The organism is Paenibacillus sp. J31P13 (assembly GCF_056269295.1).
Genome location: NZ_JBWDNR010000007.1, coordinates 125,788 through 150,829, shown reverse-complemented (window position 1 = coordinate 150,829; position 25,042 = coordinate 125,788). Strand labels below are relative to the sequence as shown.

General features: G+C 43.9%; 25 protein-coding genes and 1 pseudogene. 14 read left to right on the top strand and 12 right to left on the bottom strand.

Translation table 11 applies throughout. The features are described 5' to 3' along the window. The first annotated feature begins 212 nt into the window (after positions 1-212). From AC0YOD_RS21760 to pheA, 4 genes are all read left to right on the top strand, one after another. Entirely contained in the window at positions 213-995 is a 783-nt protein-coding gene (locus AC0YOD_RS21760; RefSeq protein WP_475801437.1) for a basic amino acid ABC transporter substrate-binding protein, read from the top strand. A gap of 83 nt (positions 996-1,078) precedes the next feature. Beyond that, positions 1,079-1,735: an amino acid ABC transporter permease gene (locus tag AC0YOD_RS21755; RefSeq protein WP_475801436.1), complete on the top strand. Its 657-nt coding sequence runs from the start codon at positions 1,079-1,081 to the stop codon at positions 1,733-1,735. A gap of 11 nt (positions 1,736-1,746) precedes the next feature. Next, complete coding sequence (locus tag AC0YOD_RS21750) at positions 1,747-2,469, top strand: amino acid ABC transporter ATP-binding protein (protein ID WP_475801525.1); 723 nt, start codon at positions 1,747-1,749, stop codon at positions 2,467-2,469. A gap of 109 nt (positions 2,470-2,578) precedes the next feature. Beyond that, positions 2,579-3,397 carry a prephenate dehydratase gene (gene pheA, locus AC0YOD_RS21745; protein ID WP_475801435.1) on the top strand — a complete coding sequence of 273 codons (819 nt, stop codon included), beginning with the start codon at positions 2,579-2,581 and terminating at the stop codon, positions 3,395-3,397. Positions 3,398-3,453: 56 nt separating this feature from the next. Here pheA and AC0YOD_RS21740 read toward each other — a convergent pair whose 3' ends face one another. Then, positions 3,454-3,681, bottom strand: a complete 228-nt coding sequence (locus AC0YOD_RS21740) for a hypothetical protein (protein ID WP_475801434.1) — start codon at positions 3,679-3,681, stop codon at positions 3,454-3,456. A gap of 14 nt (positions 3,682-3,695) precedes the next feature. Further along, entirely contained in the window at positions 3,696-4,016 is a 321-nt protein-coding gene (locus AC0YOD_RS21735) for a heavy metal-binding domain-containing protein (RefSeq protein ID WP_475801433.1), read from the bottom strand. 247 nt (positions 4,017-4,263) lie between these two features. Here AC0YOD_RS21735 and AC0YOD_RS21730 point away from each other — a divergent pair, with 247 nt between their 5' ends. Then, a complete protein-coding gene (locus AC0YOD_RS21730) occupies positions 4,264-4,482 on the top strand; it encodes a hypothetical protein (protein WP_475801432.1) in 219 nt (72 codons plus the stop codon). A gap of 79 nt (positions 4,483-4,561) precedes the next feature. Here the strand turns inward: AC0YOD_RS21730 and AC0YOD_RS21725 are convergent, their stop codons facing one another. Continuing rightward, complete coding sequence (locus AC0YOD_RS21725; RefSeq protein ID WP_475801431.1) at positions 4,562-5,410, bottom strand: helix-turn-helix domain-containing protein; 849 nt, start codon at positions 5,408-5,410, stop codon at positions 4,562-4,564. 328 nt (positions 5,411-5,738) lie between these two features. Between AC0YOD_RS21725 and AC0YOD_RS21720 the strand changes: the two genes are divergently transcribed. Then, entirely contained in the window at positions 5,739-6,239 is a 501-nt protein-coding gene (locus AC0YOD_RS21720) for a hypothetical protein (RefSeq protein WP_475801430.1), read from the top strand. Between the two features lie 801 nt (positions 6,240-7,040). Here AC0YOD_RS21720 and AC0YOD_RS21715 read toward each other — a convergent pair. Together AC0YOD_RS21715 and AC0YOD_RS21710 are read right to left on the bottom strand one after the other, a co-directional pair. Continuing rightward, a complete protein-coding gene (locus AC0YOD_RS21715; protein ID WP_475801429.1) occupies positions 7,041-7,274 on the bottom strand; it encodes a hypothetical protein in 234 nt (77 codons plus the stop codon). A 162-nt stretch (positions 7,275-7,436) separates the two neighbouring features. After that, on the bottom strand, positions 7,437-7,733 hold the full coding sequence (locus tag AC0YOD_RS21710) for a YjzC family protein (protein ID WP_475801428.1): 297 nt from the start codon (positions 7,731-7,733) through the stop codon (positions 7,437-7,439). A 242-nt stretch (positions 7,734-7,975) separates the two neighbouring features. Here AC0YOD_RS21710 and AC0YOD_RS21705 point away from each other — a divergent pair, with 242 nt between their 5' ends. Continuing rightward, positions 7,976-8,968 carry a Gfo/Idh/MocA family protein gene (locus tag AC0YOD_RS21705; protein ID WP_475801427.1) on the top strand — a complete coding sequence of 331 codons (993 nt, stop codon included), beginning with the start codon at positions 7,976-7,978 and terminating at the stop codon, positions 8,966-8,968. 139 nt (positions 8,969-9,107) lie between these two features. On the opposite strand, the gene AC0YOD_RS21700 is transcribed toward AC0YOD_RS21705, so the two are convergent. Further along, positions 9,108-9,251: a hypothetical protein gene (locus tag AC0YOD_RS21700; protein WP_475801426.1), complete on the bottom strand. Its 144-nt coding sequence runs from the start codon at positions 9,249-9,251 to the stop codon at positions 9,108-9,110. Between the two features lie 65 nt (positions 9,252-9,316). Between AC0YOD_RS21700 and AC0YOD_RS21695 the strand changes: the two genes are divergently transcribed. From AC0YOD_RS21695 to AC0YOD_RS21685, 3 genes and pseudogenes are all read left to right on the top strand, one after another. After that, entirely contained in the window at positions 9,317-9,919 is a 603-nt protein-coding gene (locus tag AC0YOD_RS21695; RefSeq protein WP_475801425.1) for a DUF3885 domain-containing protein, read from the top strand. A 226-nt stretch (positions 9,920-10,145) separates the two neighbouring features. Next, a pseudogene (locus AC0YOD_RS21690) lies at positions 10,146-10,230 on the top strand (DUF3934 family protein); the annotation flags it as partial. A gap of 416 nt (positions 10,231-10,646) precedes the next feature. Then, entirely contained in the window at positions 10,647-11,606 is a 960-nt protein-coding gene (locus AC0YOD_RS21685; protein ID WP_475801424.1) for an acetylxylan esterase, read from the top strand. Between the two features lie 97 nt (positions 11,607-11,703). On the opposite strand, the gene AC0YOD_RS21680 is transcribed toward AC0YOD_RS21685, so the two are convergent. The 3 genes from AC0YOD_RS21680 to AC0YOD_RS21670 all read right to left on the bottom strand — a co-directional run bounded on the left by AC0YOD_RS21680 (position 11,704) and on the right by AC0YOD_RS21670 (position 14,207). Beyond that, the gene (locus AC0YOD_RS21680; RefSeq protein WP_475801423.1) at positions 11,704-12,696 is read right to left on the bottom strand and encodes a lipoate--protein ligase; all 993 of its coding nucleotides are present in this window, start codon (positions 12,694-12,696) and stop codon (positions 11,704-11,706) included. A gap of 124 nt (positions 12,697-12,820) precedes the next feature. Then, the gene (locus AC0YOD_RS21675; protein WP_475801422.1) at positions 12,821-13,225 is read right to left on the bottom strand and encodes a bactofilin family protein; all 405 of its coding nucleotides are present in this window, start codon (positions 13,223-13,225) and stop codon (positions 12,821-12,823) included. Between the two features lies 1 nt (position 13,226). Next, entirely contained in the window at positions 13,227-14,207 is a 981-nt protein-coding gene (locus tag AC0YOD_RS21670; RefSeq protein ID WP_475801421.1) for a peptidoglycan DD-metalloendopeptidase family protein, read from the bottom strand. Between the two features lie 305 nt (positions 14,208-14,512). Here AC0YOD_RS21670 and AC0YOD_RS21665 point away from each other — a divergent pair, with 305 nt between their 5' ends. Continuing rightward, positions 14,513-15,073, top strand: coding sequence for an NUDIX domain-containing protein (locus AC0YOD_RS21665; protein ID WP_475801420.1), 561 nt, complete (start codon positions 14,513-14,515; stop codon positions 15,071-15,073). 89 nt (positions 15,074-15,162) lie between these two features. Here the strand turns inward: AC0YOD_RS21665 and AC0YOD_RS21660 are convergent, their stop codons facing one another. After that, positions 15,163-16,494: an ArsB/NhaD family transporter gene (locus AC0YOD_RS21660; protein ID WP_475801419.1), complete on the bottom strand. Its 1,332-nt coding sequence runs from the start codon at positions 16,492-16,494 to the stop codon at positions 15,163-15,165. Positions 16,495-16,885: 391 nt separating this feature from the next. Here AC0YOD_RS21660 and AC0YOD_RS21655 point away from each other — a divergent pair, with 391 nt between their 5' ends. Together AC0YOD_RS21655 and AC0YOD_RS21650 are read left to right on the top strand one after the other, a co-directional pair. Further along, positions 16,886-17,188: an ArsR/SmtB family transcription factor gene (locus AC0YOD_RS21655; RefSeq protein ID WP_475801418.1), complete on the top strand. Its 303-nt coding sequence runs from the start codon at positions 16,886-16,888 to the stop codon at positions 17,186-17,188. 22 nt (positions 17,189-17,210) lie between these two features. After that, positions 17,211-18,614: an aldehyde dehydrogenase gene (locus AC0YOD_RS21650; protein ID WP_475801417.1), complete on the top strand. Its 1,404-nt coding sequence runs from the start codon at positions 17,211-17,213 to the stop codon at positions 18,612-18,614. Between the two features lie 85 nt (positions 18,615-18,699). Here AC0YOD_RS21650 and AC0YOD_RS21645 read toward each other — a convergent pair whose 3' ends face one another. Then, positions 18,700-22,032, bottom strand: a complete 3,333-nt coding sequence (locus AC0YOD_RS21645) for a DEAD/DEAH box helicase (RefSeq protein WP_475801416.1) — start codon at positions 22,030-22,032, stop codon at positions 18,700-18,702. Positions 22,033-22,181: 149 nt separating this feature from the next. Between AC0YOD_RS21645 and AC0YOD_RS21640 the strand changes: the two genes are divergently transcribed. After that, entirely contained in the window at positions 22,182-23,156 is a 975-nt protein-coding gene (locus tag AC0YOD_RS21640; RefSeq protein WP_475801415.1) for an aldo/keto reductase, read from the top strand. A gap of 82 nt (positions 23,157-23,238) precedes the next feature. Here the strand turns inward: AC0YOD_RS21640 and AC0YOD_RS21635 are convergent, their stop codons facing one another. After that, complete coding sequence (locus tag AC0YOD_RS21635; RefSeq protein ID WP_475801414.1) at positions 23,239-25,029, bottom strand: ABC transporter substrate-binding protein; 1,791 nt, start codon at positions 25,027-25,029, stop codon at positions 23,239-23,241. Positions 25,030-25,042 lie beyond the last annotated feature (13 nt).

Below are 25,042 nucleotides of genomic sequence, written 5' to 3'. Positions count from 1 at the left end.
CTTTATAAGTAAGAAAAATGAGAGATAATTTCTTTGTTTTATCTCCTTTGAAATAAAAAAAGCTAATGATGTTATTAATACTTACATTTAAATGAATAATCATATTGTCGCTTTTCTCTTTTCCTGTTAAAATCTTGTTAAATTGGAAGTTGCTAAGGCAGGGATGAGCAACTCAATATGACTAGACTTTTAATGAAAAGGCTGGTGAGGGTATGAAGAAGTGGACTACCGTTCTTATGATTTCATTACTATTGATAGCTGCTGCAGGGTGCAGCTCTGGAGATGGAGAGAAAGTATACAAGTTCGCAACCGATGCGGCTTATGCACCGATGGAGTTTATGGATAAAGACAAAATTACAGGCTTTGATGTCGAGTTTCTAGCAGCGGTTATGAAGGAAGCTAATCTGAAATATGAGATCAGTAATACCGGTTGGGATCCAATGCTGAATGAAGTAAAGTCAGGCAAAAGCTATGATGGAGGCATTTCCAGCATTTCTATCACCGATGAACGCAAGGAAACCTATGATTACTCAAGCCCATACTTTGAATCTACGAATATGATCTTGGTTAATGAAGACAGCACGATTACAAGCGCAGTCGATTTGAAGGATAAGAAGGTCGCTGTTCAACTTTCAACAACGGCTGAGACGCTGATGGCCGGCATAATGGGCAATGACAATTCGAAGCTCGTTCGCTACGATAGCAATGCAGTAGCGCTGTTAGAGCTAGATAGCAAGGGTGTCGATGCTGTTGTAGCAGACATTGCTATCGTCCGTGAATATATGAAAAATAATCCAACCAAGAAATTCAAAGGCATTCTCGATCCGGTTAACTTTGGTTCTGAATATTACGGTATTCTGTATCCAAAGGGTAGTGAGCTTCAGAAGAAGCTGGAGCCTGCCATCAAAGCAGTGCTTGAGAACGGGACGTATACGGAACTATACAAGAAATGGTTCGGAGAAGAACCGGATATGAAAAACCTTGCAGCAAAATAAACGGAGGGGCATGCGTATTTATTTACGTATGTCTCTTTTTCGTATCTTTTAATATCCATCTCAAACTAAGGGGGTGAATGTCCTTGGATTTTCGATTCGATATCATTGTGGACTACGCTCCACTCCTGTTAAAAGGAACTCTACTAACGATCGGAATTTCAATATTAGGTATTGTGTTAGGTTCTATTCTTGGTCTAGTGGTTAGCTTTGGAAAAATGTCACACCGGTGGTATCTTAGCTATCCGATGAACGGTTACATACATTTTTTTCGGGGAACTCCCCTTTATGTTCAAATATTAATTGTACATTTCGGATTGATTCCTGTCATTCTTGGAGGAACGCATCCCATTATTGCGGCAATAACGGCGCTCATGCTCAATTCAGCTGCGTATACCGCAGAGATTTTTCGGGCGGGCATTCAGTCCATAGATAAAGGGCAAACAGAGGCTGCCTTTTCGCTTGGCATGACTAAGAAGCAGGCGATGCGATTTGTTGTTCTTCCGCAAGCTGTGAAACGAATGATTCCAGCATTCGGCAATGAGTTTATCGTATTAGTTAAAGATTCCTCACTAGTAGCTATTATTGCGGCCCCTGAACTGATGTATTGGAGCAATGTTATGCGTGGTCAGTATTTGCGCATATGGGAGCCCTTATTGACTGCCGCTCTTATCTATTTAATTTTGACCTACTCGCTTAACAAGCTTCTAGCCTATCTTGAGAAGAAAGGGGTTGCGGGATGAGTGACGAATGGATCATTCAAGTTGAAGGTTTGAATAAATCATTTGGTGCGAATACAGTGCTTCGCGATGTGACAATGAACGTAAAGCATGGTGAAGTTGTTGTTATAATTGGACCCTCAGGGTCAGGAAAATCTACATTACTGCGTTGCATGAATTTATTGGAGCTTCCTGAGAGTGGGGAGATTAGAGTAGATGGCCGTTCTATTAGGGGTGGGACAGCAAAAATAACAGAGATTCGAGCGGAAATGGGCATGGTATTTCAACAGTTCAATCTGTTTCCACATAAAAGGGTCATTGATAATATAACGCTCGCACCCATACAGGTCCGAAAGTGGCCAGTGGCTAAAGCCGAACAAATCGCTTATGAATTATTACGAAAAGTTGGTTTAAGTGAGAAAGCGAAGGAATATCCGAGCTCGCTTTCAGGCGGTCAAGCTCAGAGAGTAGCGATAGCTAGAGCTCTGGCAATGGGACCAGCGATCATGCTGTTCGACGAACCGACTTCAGCGCTTGATCCGGAAATGGTTGGCGAAGTGCTTACCGTAATGAAGAGTTTGGCATCTGAAGGGATGACCATGGTAATCGTGACGCATGAAATGGGCTTTGCGCGTGAAGTGGGTCATCGCGTTCTATTTATGGAGCAAGGTTCAATCGTGGAGGAGGGGACGCCTTCTGAGCTGTTCGATCATCCAAAGCATGAGCGGACACAAGCTTTTTTATCGAAAATACTATAGCCATTCCGCAAAGAGGAATGCTAACGTTCCGGAATCGCCTTACATGGGCAATGGTATGAGGATAGCGTTAACGGTATAATGGTATAAAAAGTTAAGGAGCGTTAATAGGATGAAAGTTGCTTATTTAGGACCTAAAGGTACTTTTTCAGAGGAAGCGGCACATCAGTTTTTCCCTGAAGGAACGAACTGGCTCATGTATGAATCGATAGCAGATGTCTTGGAAGCTGTAAGTAATGGGGATGCCGATAAGTGCATGGTGCCAATAGAAAACTCAATAGCAGGAAATATTCATATGACCGTTGATGGTCTGCTGATGCATAAGCTGCATATTGAGGCAGATCTGATCTTTACCGTTTCGCTTCATCTGAGCGGAAATCAAGGGAGTACGATTGAAGATATTAAGACGGTAAGATCCATAAGTCCAGCGGTTAATCAGTGCAGGGCGTACATTAAGCAAAAAGGTTTTAAAATTGAATATACAGACAGTACGGCAGGTGCGGGACAAGCCATTAAGGAATCAAATGACAAAGAAGCAGCGGTCATTGCCTCTAAAATGGTGGCGCAAGAGTATGGTTTGAAAATACTCGATAGCGAGATTCAGGATCATTCAGCCAACCATACCCGTTTTGTTGTTGTAAGTAAGGGTATAATCAATGAGGCAGAGCAGACGAAAACAATGATGTTAATTACACCTAATGATGAATTTCCTGGTGTACTCTCTTCCATATTGAATGTGTTCTCGGCACTGGCAATCAACCTTTCATGGATTGAATCAAGGCCGACAGGCAAAAAACTAGGCACTTATCGTTTCTTAATAGAGTCAGAGGCTGCTCAGAGCGACCCTCGTATGAGTAAAGTTATAAAAATATTAGAGACACTCGGTCATGATGTGCACCTGGTAGGCAGTTATTCGACTACCGTTCTCTAATTAAATTTACAAAAAAATAAGCTAATTCAAGGCAGCTGTGGCTACCGTGAATTAGCTTATTTTTTATTTTTATCCGTTCTTTCATAAAATCTTTCTCCAGTACTAGGGTTAAACCATACTTGCTGCTTAACACCCGTTGTTGGATCTATAAATATTTCACTGGTTTTCTCGAAACCAGCTGGAGGCTGAAGCGCGCGTTGTTTCAGACGTCTCCGGCGATATATAAACGTACTAGCAATAGCGATAATAATAAGCAATATTTGAATGCCGAAGTATATGCTCACGAAATAGGACATAGCTAATTTTTCTCAGCTACAACCGCAGTGCCATAAGCGACGATCTCAGACATCGTTTGTCCGATTTCACCAGAGTCAAAGCGCATCATCACGATTGCATTTGCCCCCATGGCATGAGCATTTTGAATCATACGGTCAATAGCGACCTTACGAGCATCTTCAATCATTTCAGTATATTCCTTTATTTCTCCACCGAATAAACTTCGCACAGAGGCTGTAATATTTCCTCCAAGGCCGCGACTTCTTACTACGACACCAAACGTGTGGCCTATTACTTTATCGATTCGATAACCAGGAATACTTTCTGTAGTGACAACTAACATTTTGGTTCCTCCCATTCTAATCATGCACAGTACATAACATTCTTATCTTAATACAATGACTATTATAGCTTTCCTGCGATATAGAAATCATATCAATTAGAATCATATTACCGAGTATACCAAAAATAACCAATAAATAGTCACTTTAATTTGATTTATACGAAAAAGGGTCCTTGGCTATTTCATAAAGGGATGAGCGAGGAGCATCGAATAATGAAAAGGGATGGATTTGCTATAGGCTTGTATCATGCTGGGACAGATGGAGGTCTTTATTGAAGAAATAGAATACTTGGCGGGTCCAGCGGATATTTTAATCAAAAAATGTTTTGGGAAAAATCAGAAGCTGAAAGAAATCGTTTGGGATAAATGCTTTAATGATGTTCAGAAAATTTTCAAAGAAAACGCAACGGCTAAGGGTCTTAAAGTAATAAATTATCATTTCCTTATTATCGGACAAGCGGTATAGAAATACATGATGATAAACAAAGCGCCTAACACCGATCAATTAATAAAGAGAATGCCAGCGTTAGGCGATGGAGGATCGTTTAATTAGCGTTAACCTTGAATCGAAGAATCAGCGTATTCAAAAAATCAGATGGGAGAAATGGAGCCATTCCAGACAAATGCACAGGAAGCAGCCTCTCTCGATCTAACTGTTCGATTAGTACGACCAAATCCGTTTGATCGAGAAAGGGAGCTAATCCGACTACTATAGAAGCATCAGGAATAGCGGCTGGAGATATTTTACGTACCACTCGGGATAGTGTTGAAGCCTCTAAGAAAGGTGATAATGCTTGGACGACATCCCAGTCTATATTTTCGGTAGAGGCATGATCCGCTAATCGTCCTAGACATTCTGTTCCCAAAAAGGGAGCCAGACCCGTAATGGCACGAATATCTATTTCATCCTCAGGCAACGTCACAACTAAACGCTCCAATGCTGCTCTGCCAACAAAGGGTGCTAATCCGTTTAGAATATGCATGTTTAGTCCAATATCTATTCCGTCTAGCATGGTCTCCAACGTTTCTTTTGATAAAAAAGGAGCAAGACTTATGATATGTTCTAATGAAATTTGATTCGTTTGCTTATCATCATGGAAGTTTGTGCTCACTTGCTGTGTATATGAGGTTCTAGTTATCGCCTCGCCCTCTTCTGTTGAAGGAGATGTGCTGACAGCTAAGTTTGCCGAGCCGCCGTTCAATAATTCATCAATAGTAATGTCTAGACGATTCGCTAAGCTCGGTAGAAGTCCGATATCCGGCAATGATTCGCCGCGCTCCCACTTGGAAACAGCTTGATGGCTTACTTTAAGATGGGTGGCTAACTCAACTTGTGTGTAATCCTTATTTTTTCTTAACTCCGATATGAATGCTCCGATTTTTCGCATATCCATTAATAAGCTGCCTCCTAGAAATTGTTTGGCAAAGCGCGCGATTTGCTTTCTTTAACGTAACATACGCCCTAATTGAAACCAATCAGCTATTAGTTGAATAGAGGTGCCATCCTTCATTCAACCAGTGGTTGAATAGATAGTTTTTAGTTCCCTTCCTCGTAGAAGTTTTATTTATTGATTCGTCAATGAAGAATTGTAACCTTTTATTTCCTTTTATTTTTGAATGCTTTTCTTTCAAATTACGGTTGGCGAGATTCAAACATTCACTGAGAGGGTATTCATACCTGTAAGCTCATAGCAGGTGTTATGTATAAGAGGAGGGCTCATAATGACGATGACTATTGGAATTTTCCACACGGAGGAGAAAGCTTTAGAAGCAATCAAATTACTTCGTACGATGAATGGAGACGATAGCGGACTTCGATTTGTTGTGAAAAATCAGGAATCGGCTCCTATACTGGCATCACAATCAGATATTCCTGTAGAAGAAGTTTATGAGATTCGAAAAGCTCAAGAACGAAGCGGCGTTAGTGGTGTAGCTCCTATTGGGGTAGCAACGCCTTTTGCATCAAGTGGAATCTCTGAGACAGGGGTTGCCGGGGTAGGAAATGGTGCAGGAGGAATTGTAGTTGGCGGACTGCAACTAGAGGATGAATCAGACAATAAAAAGGTCATGCTCAATATCGGCATTCCGGATAGTTTTGCCAAAGAGTGCGGAGAAGCTGTAGAAGCAGGGCGTTTCTTACTTATAACCGAATCAGATGCAGAAAATGAAGCAACAGCGGAAGCCCTGCTTATTCAAGCAGGAGCTACAGATATTTATCCTTAACCTACTCTATAATGAACGTTGTACGAAGAGGCATCTCCTTTTAGGGGATGTCTCTTTTTTGTGATTCCTTGAAAAAGCGATGGATAAGTATTCGGCAGCTTAACTTGTTTGGCTAGTGGACACTCGATCCGTTATTCTTGCAAATACATGATGTTTGAAAAATTTCCGGACATGAGATTCGTTATTTTCGATCATAAGGTGGTTACTAGGTGATTATTGTGCATATAACGCATCTCATGTCCGATAGCATCCAAAATCAGTACAAATACAGCTAATAGCGGCTCCTGTGTCCCTTAGATGCGTCTAAAATTATTTACATCCCTTGAAAGGGACGGATAAGCACTCAGCAGCTTAACTTGTTTGGCTAGCGGACACTTGATCCGTTATTCTTGCAAATACATGATGTTTGAAAAATTTCCGGACATGAGATCCGTTATTTTCGATCATAAGGTGGTTACTAGGTGATTATTGTGCATATAACGCATCTCATGTCCGATAGCATTCAAAATCAGTACAAATACAGCAAATAGCGGCTCCTGTGTCCCTTAGCTGCGTCTAAAATTATTTACATCCCTTAAAAGGGACGGATAAGCACTCACCAGCTTAACTTGTTTGGCTAGCGGACACTTGATCCGTTATTCTTGAAAATAAGTGCAGTTTGAAAAATTTACGGACATGAGATCCGTTATTTTCGATCATAAGGTGGTTACTAGGTGATTATTGTGCAAATAACGAATCTCAAGTCCGATAGCATCCAAAATCAGTACAAATACAGCAAATAGAGGCTCCTGAGTCCCTTAGCTACGTCTCATCTAAATAGTTAAAGGTGCATCTACTATATCCGATCCCTTTAACTGCAAAGACCAAGCACCAAGCACCAAGCACAGAGAACCAAAGACCAAGCACCAAGCACCAAGCACCAAGCACGAAGCACCAAGCACGAAGCACGAAGCACGAAGCACCAAGCACCAAGCACCAAGCACCAAGCACCAAGCATGAAGCACCAAACACCAAACACCAAGCACCGAGCCCCAACCCCCAACCCCCAACCCCCAACCCCCAACCCCCAACCCCCAACCCCCAACCCCCAACCCCCACCTCCCAAACCAATAAACCAACTAAAAACACCTCGATGGGTAAGCCAGAGGCAGACCCATCGAGGTGTTTATCCTTACTATTTCACCAAACTAATTATGTTTATGAATGCTTCCAAGCGGTGTCTTTACCTGATTTCGGACAGGCAGGGAAAGTATCTCCATGCTTCAATTCGATGCGTTGTCCGTCTTTGTCCGTGTAATGACCTGATTCTGTCACCTTGTCACCGGTTTTATGCTCATGATCGGCATGTCTCCATGTTGTAGAAACATTTGTCACCGGACATACAGGAAATTTGTTGCCTTCTTGGAATTGCTTTGACTCTCCTGCAGCACAAATGTATTTTCCTGTTTCAGGAACCGTCTCATTCGTATGGTGAAGATCTGTTTTTGTTTGCATGTTGATCATCCTCTCATTGTGTATACTCCCAGAAGTTATCGTTGGGGCTGCTATATAATACCCACATGTGGCGAAAGTTAAACTCTTGCATGGTTGATTAGTCATAATGATTGATTAGTCATAACGGTTGATTAGCCATGATAGATAGGTTGAGCTGGTTAGTTCTTGCAAAACTATACGATGTAGAGTAAGTTCCTTATAATAAAGGAAGAAGCATCCTAATTAAAGGAGTGGACGAAGAAATGACGATACAAACGATCAAATGGGGTATTTTAGGACCAGGTTGGATTTCCTCTAAATTTACGAAGGATTTAGCCTTTGCAGCGGGTGCAGAGGTAGTTGCTGTTGGTGGTAGAAATTTGGAGAAGGCAGAGAAGTTTGCTAAGGAATATCATATTCCTCGTGCACATGGAAGCGTCGAAGAGCTGGCGGCTGATCCCGATGTTGATATCATTTATATTGGAACACTCCATCCTATTCATAAAGAGAATGCGCTAACATTACTTCGTGCGGGAAAAGCGGTACTTTGTGAGAAACCATTCACGATGAACGCGGCTGAGGCGGAAGAGATGATTCAATATGCCAAAGAGAATCGCGTGTTTCTAATGGAAGCGATGTGGACGCGATACTTGCCGCCAATTCGTCAGGTAAGAGAATGGATCGCTGAAGATAAGATCGGTGAAGTACGCATGCTAAAAGCGGACTTTGGTTTTAACATGGGCTGGGCACCGGAAAGTCGGCTGCTAGATCCTGCGCTTGGTGGCGGAGCGCTTCTTGATGCCGGTATTTATCCCGTTTCTTTCGCTTCCATGATATTTGGCACACAGCCGACTAAAATAATGAGCAGTGCTCATATTGGTAAGACTGGCGTGGATGAGCAATTTTCCTTGTTGTTCGAGTATGAAGGTGGACGTACGGCTGCATTGAATGGTGCTGTTCAGCTCGGTATGGTCAGCGATGCCTATATCTATGGAACGAAAGGTCATATTCATATTCCTAACTTCCTATTTGGCAAATCGACCTCTTTGCATGTAACGAATGAAGATCCAGAAATCTATCAATGCGATCGACAAGCGGAAGGCTACGCATACGAAGCGGAGGAAGCGATGAACTGCCTGCGCGACGGGAAATTAGAGAGTGTGATAATGCCGCTAGAGGAAACGCTAGCTATCATGACTACACTAGATACGATTAGAAAGCAGTGGGGATTAAGCTATCCTGCTGATAGGAACTAACCTCAATCCTATCCACTACCTTTAAACAAAAACCAGTTAAACACGTACATGCTCGCGTTTTTAACTGGTTTTTTTATTTTAATGACGCTGTCCTTTATCGATTATTTCTATGACTCTTTTAAGCTCCTCCCTTTTTCACTTAATGGTCTTTCAACTTCTCTTTTTCATATCGTTCAATTGCTTCTTTTGCTAGGTCACGTTCTGGCAACTTGGAGTTAATGTTGAGGAGGAGTGCGATAATGACGAGTAATAAAATAATAATGATGATAGTCAACATAATCATCGCCTTTCATTCATTTATTTGATAATTGGTTTAGAAAATGAGTCGAACATAAAGGGGAGCCTTAGATGAGTTTGTCACTTGATCATTATTTAAATGAACAATTTCCTTCATTACTAATTGAATCTCCACTCTTCTACAACGCAGATATAGGGATAAGATTTGAGATAGGTAATCCCGATCCATCCGTATCAGATGAAGCATATTATGAACAAGTAAAGCTGCGTAGGACTCAATTATTCAAGGAAGCACATGATGCCAATGATGAAATTTACATTCTGCTTTACTTATATTTAAATAGAAAATATACAAAAACACGTAAATTTAATATGTTTAGACAAATGGTTAAGGATAAAAAAATATTACGAAATCTCAGTTGCACAAGTGTCATAAATGAGCCTGAGGATGAGGAAGAGGAAGATGGCAGGGAATCATATCGCTATGTACTAAAGTGTAAAGTTTCAGATATTAAAAGCTCAAATTTCCTTGCATCAGACTATAATTTATTTTTGATTAACAGCACCAAGCATACGATTTTTTATAATTATGACAGCAGAGGTCTAGACATCGTATCTAATCAGACAGAAGCGCTTCGGCACCTGTACTTAAAATATAATGACTGGATACTGGATTATGACAGAGAAGCGATTGATGCTGTTTTTCTATCCTAAATCCATCTTAACATGCGCGGCAGCAAATTAATCCATTACCAACCCTGAAATGTAAATGATTTGAAATTATACGATTTGATCGGCCTAGTAAGCTTAAGTCGCTCGATTAATGGTATACTGTTTAGTAATGATAACGAGGAACAGGGATCTGAATAGATGCTGCGGCTACATTTCAAGTAAATGTATAACAGGTAACTCGACATAGAATGCACAATGGAGTGATTTGATGAGCAACGCGAAGGCTAAAGGCGGAACAGGACGAGGAACAGGCAAAAAAGGCTGGAATCGTTGGCAAGCGGCTGAGAAGAAAAAAATGGCCAAAAAGGTTTTCGGCAGAACCCCAGCAGCTAAAGGTGCAGAGGGCGAGAAAGGTGCTAATGCTGCAAGCGGAGCTAAAGGCACCAACCCAGCTAGTGATGCCAAAAGAGCAAACATGTCTAAAGGAAGCACAGCATTCAAAGGCGGAGTCGCGGCTAGAGGGAAAAATCCATCGAAGTAAGCCAAACATTTCGCTAACAACAGGATTACAATGATCAAACGGACTGAGAAGCATCACTTAATAGTGAAGCATCCGGTCTTTTTTTATTAGCAAATAAACCATGCTTACATAAGTCTATACACTATTCTTCATATGGGTTATTCTACTAAAAGGATGGGTGAGTTAAACGCTTTCACATCGAATATGAGGCGTTTAACGCAGCTTGCACAATATGAGGGAGGTTCAGAAATGCCGACTATAGATATGCCTTTAGAGCAATTACAAAGTTATGAGGGAAGAAACCCTCGTCCAGCGGATTTCGATGCTTATTGGGATCGTGCCATTGCTGAAATGAAAGCAATAGATCCTCAAATCGAGCTTGTTAAGAGCGATTTTCAAGTTCCCTATGCAGAGTGCTTTGACTTATATTTCACGGGTGTACGCGGAGCACGCATCCATGCGAAATACATTAAGCCGAAAAATGTAACAGAGCCTCATCCAGCCGTTCTGCAATTTCATGGCTATACAGGACATTCTGGTCATTGGCAGGATAAATTAGGCTATGCCGCATTAGGCTTTTCTTTTTTCTCATTGGATTGCCGCGGACAAGGAGGTCAATCCGAGGATACGGGAGGCGTAATTGGGAATACGCATAACGGTCATATTATACGCGGTCTTCATGATCATCCAGACCAGCTTCTGTTCCGTCATATCTTCCTTGATACTGCTCAGCTCGCAGGAATAGCCATGGGCATGCCGGAGGTTGATCCTGAGCGGGTTATGGCTATGGGCGGGTCGCAAGGCGGCGGTCTGGCTATTGCTTGCGCATCGCTGGAGCCGAAAATTAAGAAGGTCGCGCCTGTTTTTCCTTTTTTAAGTGATTACAAACGAGTATGGGAAATGGATCTGGATAAGGATGCATATGCGGAGCTGCGTACCTATTTCCGAAATTTCGATCCGCAGCATAAGCGTGAAGAGGAGATCTTCACGAAGCTCGGTTATATTGATATTCAGCACTTAGCTCCACGCATTAAGGGAGAGGTCATGCTCGGAATAGGCTTGATGGATACGGTTTGTCCGCCTTCTACACAGTTTGCTGCTTATAATAAGATTACTGCTAAGAAACAGATGGAGATATATCCTGACTTCAGCCATGAGGATTTGCCTGGTTTCTCAGACAAGACCATGCAATTTTTCTTAAGGGAGTAGGAGCGAATCCATAACAAGGATCACACTTTCATAAGTTAGGAAAGACCGCCAAGCCCACTTTGAAAGAGGACTTGGCAGTCTTTTTTTGTTCTGAGCGTTAGATTAACAAAGCTAACCAATCTTCCTTCGTAACTGAACCGAAGTAGTATGGCAGGTCAATGCGATCGATGACCTCCTTGAGTGCTGAAGCTTCGTAGCGTGTTCCAATCAGCTCAGCAGCCACCTCATTACTGTCTCCGCGACCGAAGAAATCGCCATAGATGGTTGCTTCCACGATAATCCCTTCTTCTACCTGCAAGCGAATGTCGAATGTTCCAGCGCCTTCGATTCGTTTCTTCTGCTGAACATTAAAAGAAGGGGAGCGGCCGTAATTCCATTCCCAGCTGCGGTAACGCTCGTCCGCTAGTTTATGAACATTTGCCCAGTCCTGTTCGGTAAGCTCGTAAAATGGAATCTCATCCATGCCTTCGAATATCGATTTTAACAGACTCTGTCTAAACTGTTCGACGGTCATAGGCTCTTTCAAAAATTCAGTAATATTAGCTACACGGCTGCGAATCGACTTTGTCGATTTCGATACATATTTCTCAGCGTTCGCCTTGAGGGCAGATACTACATTTTCTATCTCTGAATCAAAGAGAAGAGTTCCGTGACTAAACATTTTACCCTTTGTTGAAAACTGAGCATTGCCGGATATTTTCCTTTCACCGACCTGAAGATCATTGCGTCCGGTCATTTCGGCATCGACGCCAAGCGATTGCAGAGCGCGAACGACAGGCTCCGTGAATTTCTTGAAGTTATGAAATGATTTTCCGTCATCTTTCATAATAAAGCTGAAATTCAAGTTGCCAAGATCATGATAGACAGCACCGCCTCCAGATAGTCTGCGAACAATATGTATACCATTTTGCTCCACATACTCCGCATTAATTTCTTCAACGGTATTTTGGTTTTTACCAATAATGATTGATGGCTCATTCACGTAAAATAGCAGGTAATCATCTGTATCAGGAAGTGACCGCAATATATATTCCTCTAACGCTAAATTCAGCGATGGATCGTTAATACCATTGTTGCTAATAAAACGCATCGTTAATCTCCTCCAGTATGTTGCTTATAAGGGCATTATACGCGTAGGAGGACACGCATTTCAAACGAAACAAAAAAAGCATGGCCTTAGGATATGATCCGGAACCATGCTTCTTTCTTATGAATTAGGCTGAAGTAGCTTTAGCTGTAATCTTGTTTTCAGTGGCAGAGACTTGTTCTTTCACTGCCATTTTACTCGATCCGTGAAATATGCCGCCCGATTCGATGAGAAGAGTGCCTGCGGTCATATTGCCAATGAGTGTTCCCGTTGAGCGAATCGTCAGTGTTCCCTTTACTTCAACATTGCCGGTAAGCTTGCCTGCCAGAATAAGATCACGAGCAACAATGTTAGAGCTCGCTGTACCATTCTCGCCGATAGTAACTAAGCCATTTGATTCGATGTCTCCGGTTACATGGCCATCAACGCGAATACTGGCATCCGATTTAATCTTCCCTTCAAAGGAAGATCCTTCACCAATCAGTGTATCCATTGTATCTGGATTGATTTTAGAAGCTTTGTTTTTGAACATGTTAGGGCTCCTCTCTGTCTTCTTTAATATAAGGCTCGGGATTGACGTTCTCACCGTTTATGTATACTTCATAATGAAGATGCGGTCCTGTACTGCGTCCTGTGCTCCCCACTTCTCCAATGATTTGTCCTTTTAACACGTTGTCGCCAACATTAACACTTAGTTTGCTCAAATGCATATATCTGGTGCTGATACCTCGGCCATGGTCGATTAAAATGTTATTGCCATGGACGCGGTCTCTCTCTGAAAGGGTGACAACACCATCTGCCGCTGCATATACGGGATCGCCGTAGGAACCGCCGATATCGAGACCAGCATGATAGGTAGCTCGTCTCGTGAATGGATCCTTACGAACCCCGAAGAGTGAGGTAACCTTGCGAGAATCAGTTGGCCAAATGGTCGGCGTTATGCGGAGCATTTTCTGAACCTTTAAAACCTCTTTTTTTGTTTCTTGAAGCTGCGGGATTAGCTTGTTCATTTTCTGTGTAATATCCGAATAATACTGGCTTGTCTCAGCTACGAATGAGTCGGTGTCCGACTCGGGTAGAGGAATTTCCTCGCCGCCTTGTCCGCCTTCCTCGGCTACAAGCTTGGAGGTTGCTATAGAAGAATTGTCTATTTCAATACCAGCCAGCTGCTTAAGCTGAATCTCAAGCTGGTTAATCTGGACCATCTTATTTTCCATTGTGTGTGCTTGATGGGATAATTGAACAAGATCTGATTGCAGCAGCGCGATATTCTCTTCTTTCTCACTAAGCTGCTGCTGGAACTGAGCTGATGATGCAGTGAGCTGATCTTGCAGCATGCTTGTTAAGGATGCATTTCTGGAGAATAGGACTAGAAACGATAATGCAAATATAGCTAGAAGGATGACTAGGCTTGGCACTAATATAAGGGTTAGCCTGGATATGCGATATTGTTGAACGGACTGATTAGCATCCGGAATGATGACGAGCGTGAATCTTTTTGAGAGCCATTTCATGACGTTCCTCCTATATTCATTAAGCGCTTTCCGACAACACTAATTCGACGTGTCCTTACAAAAAACCTTTATTTTTCTGTATGATATGGAAATATTTATAATTAATATGTACCATTCACCAGTCTTTGTTGAAAGAAGTCGATACAATAGTCATACAAAAGTCACGAAAACTCCTCCTAAAAAAATGATACAAACAACAAAAAAGGCCAAACTCTATTGTAAAAACAAATGAGTATGGCTATGCAGTGAACCATTTTGCTCGTATAATTCTGATTAGACTTGAGCTTAATGCAGGGGTGATAGAAATGGCAGCGAAGTTTTGTATGGAATGTGGTCATGAGTTAGAGGTACGTGATATTGACGGTACAGCGAGAAGGGCGTGCACCAGCTGCAGCTTCGTTCATTGGGGCAGCTATAGCATTGGTGTAGGTGCGCTCGTCCGTAAAGAGGATAAACTATTGTTGGTACGCCGAGCTCAGGAGCCGGGCAAAGGGAAATGGACAAATCCTGGTGGATATATCGAGCAGCTAGAACCTATACAAGAAACGATTCAAAGAGAAGTGATGGAGGAGAGCGGAGTGAATGCGATTGTTAAGAGCGTCGTGGCACTGCGCGATCAGCCTAGAGGCATACACAATATATACATTGCCTTCGAGATGGAGTACGTTGGAGGAGAGCCGACACCAGATCTGGTAGAGGTGGATGCGGCGGGCTTCTTCAGTCTGGAAGAAATGGATACGATGCCGGTAGCTGATTTTACACGCTGGCTTGCAGACGTTGCTTACCATGGACAACATAAGCAAGGATTGACAGTAGATGTAGATCCGATCATACCGCTTGCTGGTTATGGGCTGTTTCGCGTTTAAATACCCATGCATTTTCAAGCTTTCTCACATAAAATACAACGTGCATAGTCTCTTTTTTAAGGACCCTCCTCGTGAAGGTCTTTTTTTTGTTAAAATAGCCACGAAACCCAATACGACAATATAATCAATGTGAAAATGACTGTAATAGGAATGACAAGGGAAGTCACCTTCAAATATTGCCCCCAGCTTATTTTAACTCCGCCTTTTCGAATAATATGCATCCACATCATGGTTGCAAGCGTGCCGATTGGCAATAATAATGAGCCGATATCGCTGCCGATTACGCTTGCTAGATAAGAAATTTTGAGTGTCAATGGATCTAGTCCCATACTCATTAAGGTTAGTGTTCCGACCATTAGAGCGGGATGGTTATTAAATAGATTAGATAAAATACTCAATAGACCGCCCATAAGAACGCTTGCGTTAAGGAGACTCCCTGAGACGATAGGCTGCAAGAGCTGGATCAAATAATCTGTCAGACCGATATTGTTCAAACCATAGATAATGACGTACATACTGAACGCGAAGAGAAGAATATACCATGGTGTTTTTTTAATCATATCGGCAGGAGAGACTTTCAGATAAATCCAGCGCCACGCGAGTAGAACTGAAGAACCGATTACAGCCATCAATGCAACGGGGAAGTGGATATAGGAGGCTGCAAATAAGCTTAATCGGACACAAAATACGAAGATTAGAATGTTGCGCATAAAGACGTTGCGCTTGTCTGCTGTTATGATCTCTTTTAAAGGATGGCTGCCAGGTATAAGACTCCATCTAGCTGCATGCGGCAATGATTTTGGCAAAGTCCGATAGAAGGTTGCAAATAGAAGAACGGAAAGCAGGACGAGCCCGAGCGAAGCGGGAACGAACATCATGGCGGTGTGCATGTATAGGTCCATATGAACGATTTTCAAAGCAATTAAGTTTACGATATTGCTAACCCCGATTGGGGCACTGGAGGCGGTGGCTATTAACGCTCCGGATAGAAGATAGGGGATCTTCTGATGGTTTTTGAGTCCCATGTTTTGAAGCAGGAGAAGCAGGATAGGCGTTGTAATTAAGATGCTGCCGTCATTATTAACAAAAAGCGTCATAAGAAAACAGAATAGATTGGTCAGCCAGAATAATCGAACACCCGATCCTCTAGCTTTTCTAATTAAAATCTCTGCGGCCCAGTAAAAGAAACCAAAGCTTTCGAGTACTATCGCCATAACGATGGTCGCCATGATCGTGATAGCCGCTCCGCTTATCGTTTCTGTTATTTGACCAAGGTCTGCAAGAGATACGGTTCCGCTTAAAATAACGATAAAGGCACCAATTGTAGCAGGAATCGCTTCATTGACTTGCGGTCGCCAAAAGATGAATCCAATCGTCATGAGAAAGGTACATATGGTTACGATAACTGATAAATCATGCATGGCTTAGCCTCTTTTCCAGGATGGAAGTTGTTTCTCTGTAAGTTGCAACTCTCCTTTTTATTGAATTTCTCGTTCTCTAGCAATAGGTTGTTGATCGTCTCACCTCTTTCATTTCTCCTCTCTCTTACTGCTAAGATGATCGTTATGTAATGTATGTATACGTACGAGATAGATCGTTCGTACTGGTCAATATCCCTATCTCTATTAAAATCTGCTAGTACCGCTTCAAGATATTTGCCATGGAAGGATAGTTACCGAGAATGGATAAGAGCCTGCCGCCCAGGCTGAATTGACTCGTTTTGGAGACGGGAGTAAGATGAGGATAATAGAATGTTTAAATGTTTAAACCTATCAAAACAATGTTTATAATAATGGAAAAGGAGTGGGATGGATGGGGCAAGAAGCGATTAAGCTGTTTCGAGAATGCGCGCCCGTTTTCATGGCGCTGAGCGATCCGCATCGACAGGATATATTATTGCTGCTCTCCGAGCATAAAGTGTTAACGGTGAATGAAATTACGAATCATTCCAAGCTGTCGCGTCCAGCCATTTCTCATCACCTGCGGCTATTAAAGGAGCAAGGGCTGGTTAAAGTCGAGCAAGAGGGCACACAGCGTTTTTATTCTGTGACATTGGAGGATTCTGTTGCTCTTTTGAAACAATTAGTGGTTGCTTTAGAACGTGATTGCCTTTAGGCAGAAGGGGGAAATGGACGGAATGGATACCCGGATGGAAGCCTGGACAAACGAGCGTGTAGATCGGATTATTGCGGAGCATAAGCAGTTTTTTCATGAGGGTCGAACGCTTGATATTGCTTTCCGATTGGAACAACTAAAGAAGCTGCAAGAAGTAATTAGGCGTGATGAGAAGAAGATTATGAGTGCGTTATATCAGGATTTGCGAAAAAGTGAATTTGAAGTGTATGCAACAGAGATTGGACTTGTGCTGGGAAGCATTCGCCATATGATGAAGCATCTCAAAGGGTGGATGAAGCCCAAGCGAGTCAAGTCGCCTATTCATGTCTTTCCATCTAAAAGCTACATTAGAAGCGAGCCTTATGGTACGGTACTCATTATTGGACCCTTTAATTATCCCTTTCAGCTTCTCATTGAACCGCTTATTGGAGCCATTGCAGCAGGCAATTGTGCAGTGCTGAAGCCATCAGAGAGCACGCCTCACATCTCCGCGGTTATTCGCGATATGATTAATGATACATTTCCAGCATCCTATATAAGAGTTGTAGAAGGCGCGACAGAAGCGACATCTTTATTGATACATGCGCCGTTTAATTATATTTTCTTCACAGGCAGTGTAGCCGTTGGGAAGATTGTGATGGAAGCAGCTGCGAAAAATCTTGTGCCCGTTACGTTGGAGCTTGGCGGCAAAAGCCCCGTTATCGTTGATCGAACCGCTAATTTGGATGTCGCGGCGAAACGAATTATTTGGGGCAAGCTTCTCAATATAGGGCAAACCTGCATTGCGCCTGATTATATGTTTGTGCATGAAGAGGTTAAAGCCCCGCTCATTAGTAAGATGAAGGAAGTCATTACGAGCTTTTATGGCAGTGATGCTAGCTTAAGCCAAGATTACGGACGGATTGTGAATGAACGTCAATTCAATCGATTGGTGTCCTTGCTTGAACAGGATAAAGAAAAGATTATCGTTGGCGGTGCATCCAAGAAGGATGACTTGTATATCGAGCCTACGCTCTTAGATGAGATAACTTGGGATGATGCGACGATGTCGGAGGAGCTCTTCGGTCCGATATTGCCCATTATGGCATACAATGATTTGAATAAGGTGATAGCTCATATTAATGCCCGTCCGAAGCCGCTCGCTTTGTATTTATTCGCGGAAAATAAAGCGGTGGAGAAGCTAGTGCTTGATCATGTCTCCTTCGGTGGGGGCTGTGTGAATGATACAATCGCGCATGTGGCAAGCGTTCACTTGCCGTTCGGCGGGGTAGGCAATTCGGGTATAGGTGCTTATCACGGTAAAATGAGCTTTGATCTCTTCTCTCATCAGAAGAGCATCGTAAAGAGAAGCACGAAAATAGATACGGGTCTCGCCTATCCGCCTTACAAGATGGATATCAAATGGCTGAAAAAAATAATGAAATAATGCTTTATGAATAAACAGAAGAAGGCTGCCTCGCAAGGTCCGAAATCACCTTGTCGAAACAGCCTTCTTTTTTCGAATAATATCATTATTGAAGCATGAGAATTTCGCGAATTTCTTGCTCGGATAGAGAAGACAGCTTCTCCTGACCCGGTTGTATGATCTCGTCGATCAGGTTTTTCTTTCGCTCCTGAAGCTCGTACATCTTATCCTCTACCGTTCCTTGGGTAACGAGCCTAATGACCTGTACGACATTTTTTTGACCAATGCGATGCGCCCGATCAGCAGCTTGCTGCTCCACGGCGGGATTCCACCACAAATCGTACAAAATAACGGTGTCTGCCCCGGTCAGATTAAGCCCGGTGCCGCCAGCTTTCAAGGAGAGCAGGAATAAATCGCGCTCGCCATTGTTGAATCGATTACAGAGCTCCACCCGTTCCGAAGCAGGCGTCTGCCCGTCCAAATAGAAGAATGGCACTCCCTGCAGTCCAAGCTCGCGACCGATTATGCCGAGCATTTCCGTGAACTGTGAGAAAACAAGCAGTCGTTTGCCTGCGCTTTGGCATTCCTCAATAATATCCAGAAGCTGCTCGAATTTGGCTGAGCTGCCCTTGTAGTCTTCGACAAACAGTGCCGGATGACAGCAAAGCTGGCGCAGTCGAGTAATGCCGGCTAAGATCCGGATTCGGTTCTTCTGGAAGCCTTCCTCATTCAAATGCTTAACGGTTTCTTGCTGCAGCTTCGCCAGAAATCCAACGTAAAGCTTTTTCTGCTCAGGCAGCAGCTCAGACGCTTGAATGGATTCAATTTTCTCAGGCAGCTCCTTCAACACATCGCTCTTCAATCTGCGCAGCAGGAAAGGCCTGACTCGCTTAGCGATCGTTTCTCTGGAAAGCTCTTGGAAGGATTGACGGCTCGGGAATAGCTCAGGGAAAACAGCACCAAAGATGGACCAAAGCTCCTCAAGCGTATTTTCCACAGGTGTTCCTGTGAGTGCGAATCGATATTGAGCATCAATAGCTTTTACGGCTTGCGCCGTCTGGGTAGTATGGTTTTTGAAAAACTGCGCCTCATCCAAAAGGAGTGTATGGAAGGACTGCTTCGCATACTGCTCTATATCCCTTCGAAGCAGCGGATAGGACGTTATAATGACGTCGACTCCTGCTTGTTTTCTCAGAACGCTTAGACGTTCTGGTTTGGTGCCATCGGCAATGACAGCCTTTATTTCAGGAGCAAATTTCTTAAGCTCATTCAGCCAGTTGTAGACAAGCGATGCTGGCGAGATAATTAACGCTGGCTGCTCTCGCTTTCTAATTTCGGGCAGTACAGAGACGATAAAGGAGATGCCTTGAACCGTTTTGCCAAGTCCCATATCATCTGCAAGAATACCGCCGAAGCCATAGTGGGCAAGCGTCTTTAACCACTGGTAGCCATACTTCTGATAATCTCGCAGTACAGGAGCTAAGCTCTCTGGTACAGGGAAATCGAGATTATCCGGGTTCCGCATGTTTTCGAGCAGTCGTCGGAATGCTTTGCCTAGCTTCACAGACTTGCCTTGCTTATCGGAATCAATCATAAGCAAGCCGCGAACAGCCGGAATACGGAATGTATTTCCTTGTGACTCTCCGACAGGCAGCCCAACCTCATTCAGAAAGGTAATGATCTCTAGAAATGCTGCTCCGTCAAGCGGCAGCAATGAGCCATCAGGCAGTCGGTGATATTTACGTTTCACCTCTAGCGATTTTAACAGCTTGCGAATTTCCGATTCAGGAATGCCATCCATTTCAAATTTGAATTCCAGCCAGTCCGTGCGTTCATCCACATCTACTATGATTTTTGGCGGGGCATGCTTCGTTACAACTCTGACTTTGACCGCTGAAGTCGCGTAAACCTGAAGGAGTTTCTCCAACCGCGGAACAACATGATGCAGGAAGTCAAATTCTGCATCCTCGTCCTCCATGAAATAGCCCTCTTCCGTCTTTGCAAAAGGGCAGCTATCCATCAGCTCAAGAATCATTCTCTCCGCTTCACCATCACGCATCAGAATGCGGTCGGTGCCGCGTTTTGTATCGCTGCCTTCCAATGGGTTAATGATAATATCGCCATATTGGAATTCCAGACCTGCAACAAGCCGATCTCTTATACGATCGAGATACAGCTTAGCTCGAAGCTTCGTTTGCAGGACGCGGTCAGAGATCGTCTCCGCAATGTGAACACTGCCAAGCTTCATCAAGCTGGGAATAACCTTCTCCATAAAAGGCTCCATTTGCTCCGGTGCAATATGGATGCTCTGCTTACGTGACGTATCCAGCAAATCCTTCAGTTCAGCGAGGCGCTTTCCTTGACCATGCTGCAGCCGCAGCAGCTTGCCCTTCATGAGCACGAGCTCATAATCCTCCATGATCGTCATTCCCTGAAGTCCTTGTACATCCAATTGATAACCGTCGCTTGTTGATTGATCAAACGCAAAGTGAAGCGGGAGAGCTTCGTCTGAAAGCTGGAATCCGGCAAATGTGTCATTACGATGGGCAACCTGCACGTTCGGTGCTACCGTTAGCAATGGCAGCAGTGTTCCCCATGAGAAGGGAGGGATAAGCAGCATGCGCTCACCGCTGGCGGGAGACTCCTTCATGAAAGAACGAGAGGATGTATCTCGGTACAATATCTCATTGCTAAGTATCTGATTAAGCTGTCTTAGGACTGCGTCATCCGCAGGCTGAAAGAGATGAAGGGCTGGATCATAAGTAAAATGCTTGGAGAATACAAACGTATTGCCATGCTCTACGCTTAATAGAAAATCCCTTATTCGCTGGACAATGTAGAGCCTCTTTGGGCCTATCTTGAGTTCTATGCCGAACATATGCTTTCGGTAACCATATGGGTATGTGCGGCATGTAATTTCCATATCCAGTGGAATTCTAGCATCTATTACGGAGCGGCTTCCGCTAGAACGATTCGGCTTTCTCTTAAATAGCGCCAGTATATCGTTTGCAAGGCGGGTATCCGCACTAGCTAAAGCGGTATGCTGGGAGAATCGAGTCTGGATATGCTCCTCATAATAATCCTCTTCCTCAATCGGTTGATCCTCCGGATGCAAGAGCGATGGGTAGACGCGAGGGCTCTTGTCCTCGAGCGCTTCCTGTTCTTGAATTTGCAGCAGTGCAGCCGCCACATGCTGGCAGTATTTATCATAGCTGCTGAATGCCAGACAACTGCAGCCTGCATCAACGTCACCATTACGGTCGATTTCGACTGTAACCTCATAGCGTGTTGAGCCTTGAACGGTTGCATGATAGCTGCGTCCATTCGGACTCTCGGTTGTGAGCGTCACTTTTCCATTGCTATAGTAAGCTTCACCTCGTTCATAAAAGGTATCGCCGCATAATATTTTGATGATTCGTTTGGATAATGGATGAGTCATCGTTGGAATCCTTCCTAGGGAACGGAAACGTTTGTTCCGATTAATAGTTAACCTTATCATAACAGAATTTATAGGGTAGGGGATAATGACAACAAAGGCTATAATAATATTCATGTATGTATATTTCTGATGAAGAGGAGTTGAATGTTTTGCAATATCGTCGTCTCGGTCAAAGTGGGTTAAAAGTATCCCTATTAGGTCTCGGCACCAATTCATTTGGGAAACGGGCGGATTATAAAACGTCTAAGGAGATTATTGATTCCGCCATTCATAATGAAATTAATTTTATAGATACCGCTAATATATATGCAGGTACGGAATCGGAGAGGATGATCGGTGAAGCGCTTCAGGGGAAAAGGCATGAAGTCGTATTAGCAACTAAAGCAGGCTTGGTGAAGGGCGCTGGAGTCAATGAACGAGGTTCGTCACGCTATCATTTGATGACTGAGCTGGAACATAGTCTTAAACGGCTGCAAACCGACTATGTGGATCTTTATCAGATCCATACCTTTGATCCAGAAACGCCGCTTGAAGAAACACTCCGTACGCTGGAGGATATGGTTCGCTCTGGTAAGGTACGCTACATAGGGGCATCCAACTATGCAGCTTGGGAGCTTATGAAAGCAATCGGGATCAGCGATCGACTGGGCTTGAACCGATTTGTGTCTACACAAACCAGCTACTCGCTTGCCGATCGAACACCGGAGAATGAGCTAGTTCCGATGTGTCTCGATCAGGGTGTCGGCATTATCCCGTACTTTCCGTTGGCTGGTGGAATTCTATCCGGCAAATACAGCTCATCAGAAGGCGTACCAGAGGGATCACGCGCTCAGACAGATCCGGGTTTCAATCGGTTTCTGAATGAACATACGATAGCGTTCGGCGAAAAGGTTGGAAAGCTCGCAAGTGAGTTAGATTGTACGCCAAGCGCACTATCTCTAGCTTGGCTTATGCATCAGCCTGTTGTATCAACGGTTATTGTGGGCGCTACTCGTGCCAAGCAGCTGGAGGAGAACGCAATGAGCGTGTCCTTAAAGCTGAACGAGAATGTTTTGAAGGAGCTGGATACACTCAGCAGCTCATATCGCAGCGGAGATCCGTTTGCCTATTATCGCTTGCCTTAAGGGGTATGGGCCGGCATTGAAATTGATCTTGCGAAAGTTTTATAGGTTTACAGGGTTACAGGTTTACATGATCAATGATTGATCATGTAAACCAAATATCTCTAAACCTCACCCATCCCAATGATTCCAGTGATATGCCTCTGACGGAAGGGTGAAAGGCGGTTTTTAAATGCTTACGGTAGAGGAACAGCAGGCTGTGCCTCTCTTTGAGCTGTGCTTCAATTTCCAAGAAAACAGCTGCTCGAAGCTTTGGATCGGGTTGGGATAATATATGATGAATGCTGCGCTCCAGCATGTCATGAATGTCCGGCAGCGCATGCTGCTGCATGCTTTTGTACAGATCAATCAGTCGAAGCTCGCGGTGCTCGTCCAGCATGATAGCAAAGAGAAGCAGGTCAGCGGACATACGGGCAGTACCTTTAAATGCCTCAGCAGGAATGAGGTTTATCGTAACTGGAATGCCAGACAAGGCGCATACTTGCCGTATTTTATCAGCATCTGCCTCATACTGCGGAATGGTAGCAAGAACGAGCGCTTCCCCCTTATAACCAGAGGCAGACAACTGGCTTCTAATCGCTGCAAAATCAGACTTATCCTCGCTCTTCTCATTATCTGATTCCACTGCATCTGGCCAGAAGCTGTCAACAGCTTCAATCACATCGCCCGATAGCAATTGGAGCAGCTCCGTCCGCTCGATGGCATGGTCGATTGCCTCACGCAGCATTGGATTGGATAGCAAGCCGTCCTTTTGTTCATTTACGGTTATAAATTTACAGGTCGTACCGGATTGGCGCACCTGCTGCCAATGGTCAGCCGCCGTATCCGACAAACGAGCATTATGCATGATTTGAAAGGATTTCAGCTCAGAACGACTAGCCGCCTGATCATTGTCAGCCAGTGTCCACACTTCAACCCGATCGAGAAAGGCACGTCCTTGAAAATAAGGCGCAAAGGCTTCCAATATCCATACACCATGCTCATGACCAATCAGACGGAAGGGGCCTGTGCCGATAGGTCGCTGTCCAAAAGCTTCCCCTGCAGCCTCACAGGCATCCTGAGGAATGATGCTAGCTCGATTGGTTGCCAAGAATGCGAGGAAAGCTTCATTAGGCTGGGTTAATTGAATGCGTATCGTCGTATCATCCGGCGTTTCCATTGCTGCAATGTCGGTATAAGCCCAGCTATATAGCCCTTGCGGTGCCAAGGACCGCAGTCTCTCCAGCGAATATTTAACATCTGAGGAATCGAGTTCCCGACCGTGATGAAACAACACGCCCTTTCGCAAATAAAAGGTCCAGCGTGTTCGTGTCTCATCAACCTCCCATGCATGAGCGAGCTGCGGCAAAATATGTTCACCCTTCGCATCAAGGCGCACAAGTCCATCAAAGAGCTGATTAACGAGATGAGACTCACCAGTGAAATGAATAGCTGCTGGATCTAACGTAAAGATCGTTTGCGGCATTGGAAAACGTAGAATATCGGTTCTCCGTTTACCCTGCACCTCGGAATGGAAGCCAAATTGTCCGGAAATCCATTCTTGGAATTGATCCCTCAGCTTCGTCGATTCATCGAGCTGTCCTAGCAGCTCCAGTGCTGAATGCAAATCCTGCTTTTGCATCATTTCTTGCGCTTCCTGCAGGGCGATTTGCTCCTTGCTGACCAAGAAGGAGAGACTGGAGCGATTGCCGCGCCCTCTCTTTGGCTCCCAGGTTAACCATTGCTCCTGCTGCATTCGTTTTAACAGAAGTACCATATTGCGATGTGTGCAATCAAGCAAATCTGCTAGCTCCTGTGTCGTGACTTCGAACGGGATACCCTCATGTATACTGGCAAAGGAACGTCTGATGGCTAAGTAATGCCTTCGTATTTTCATGCAAAACTCTCCC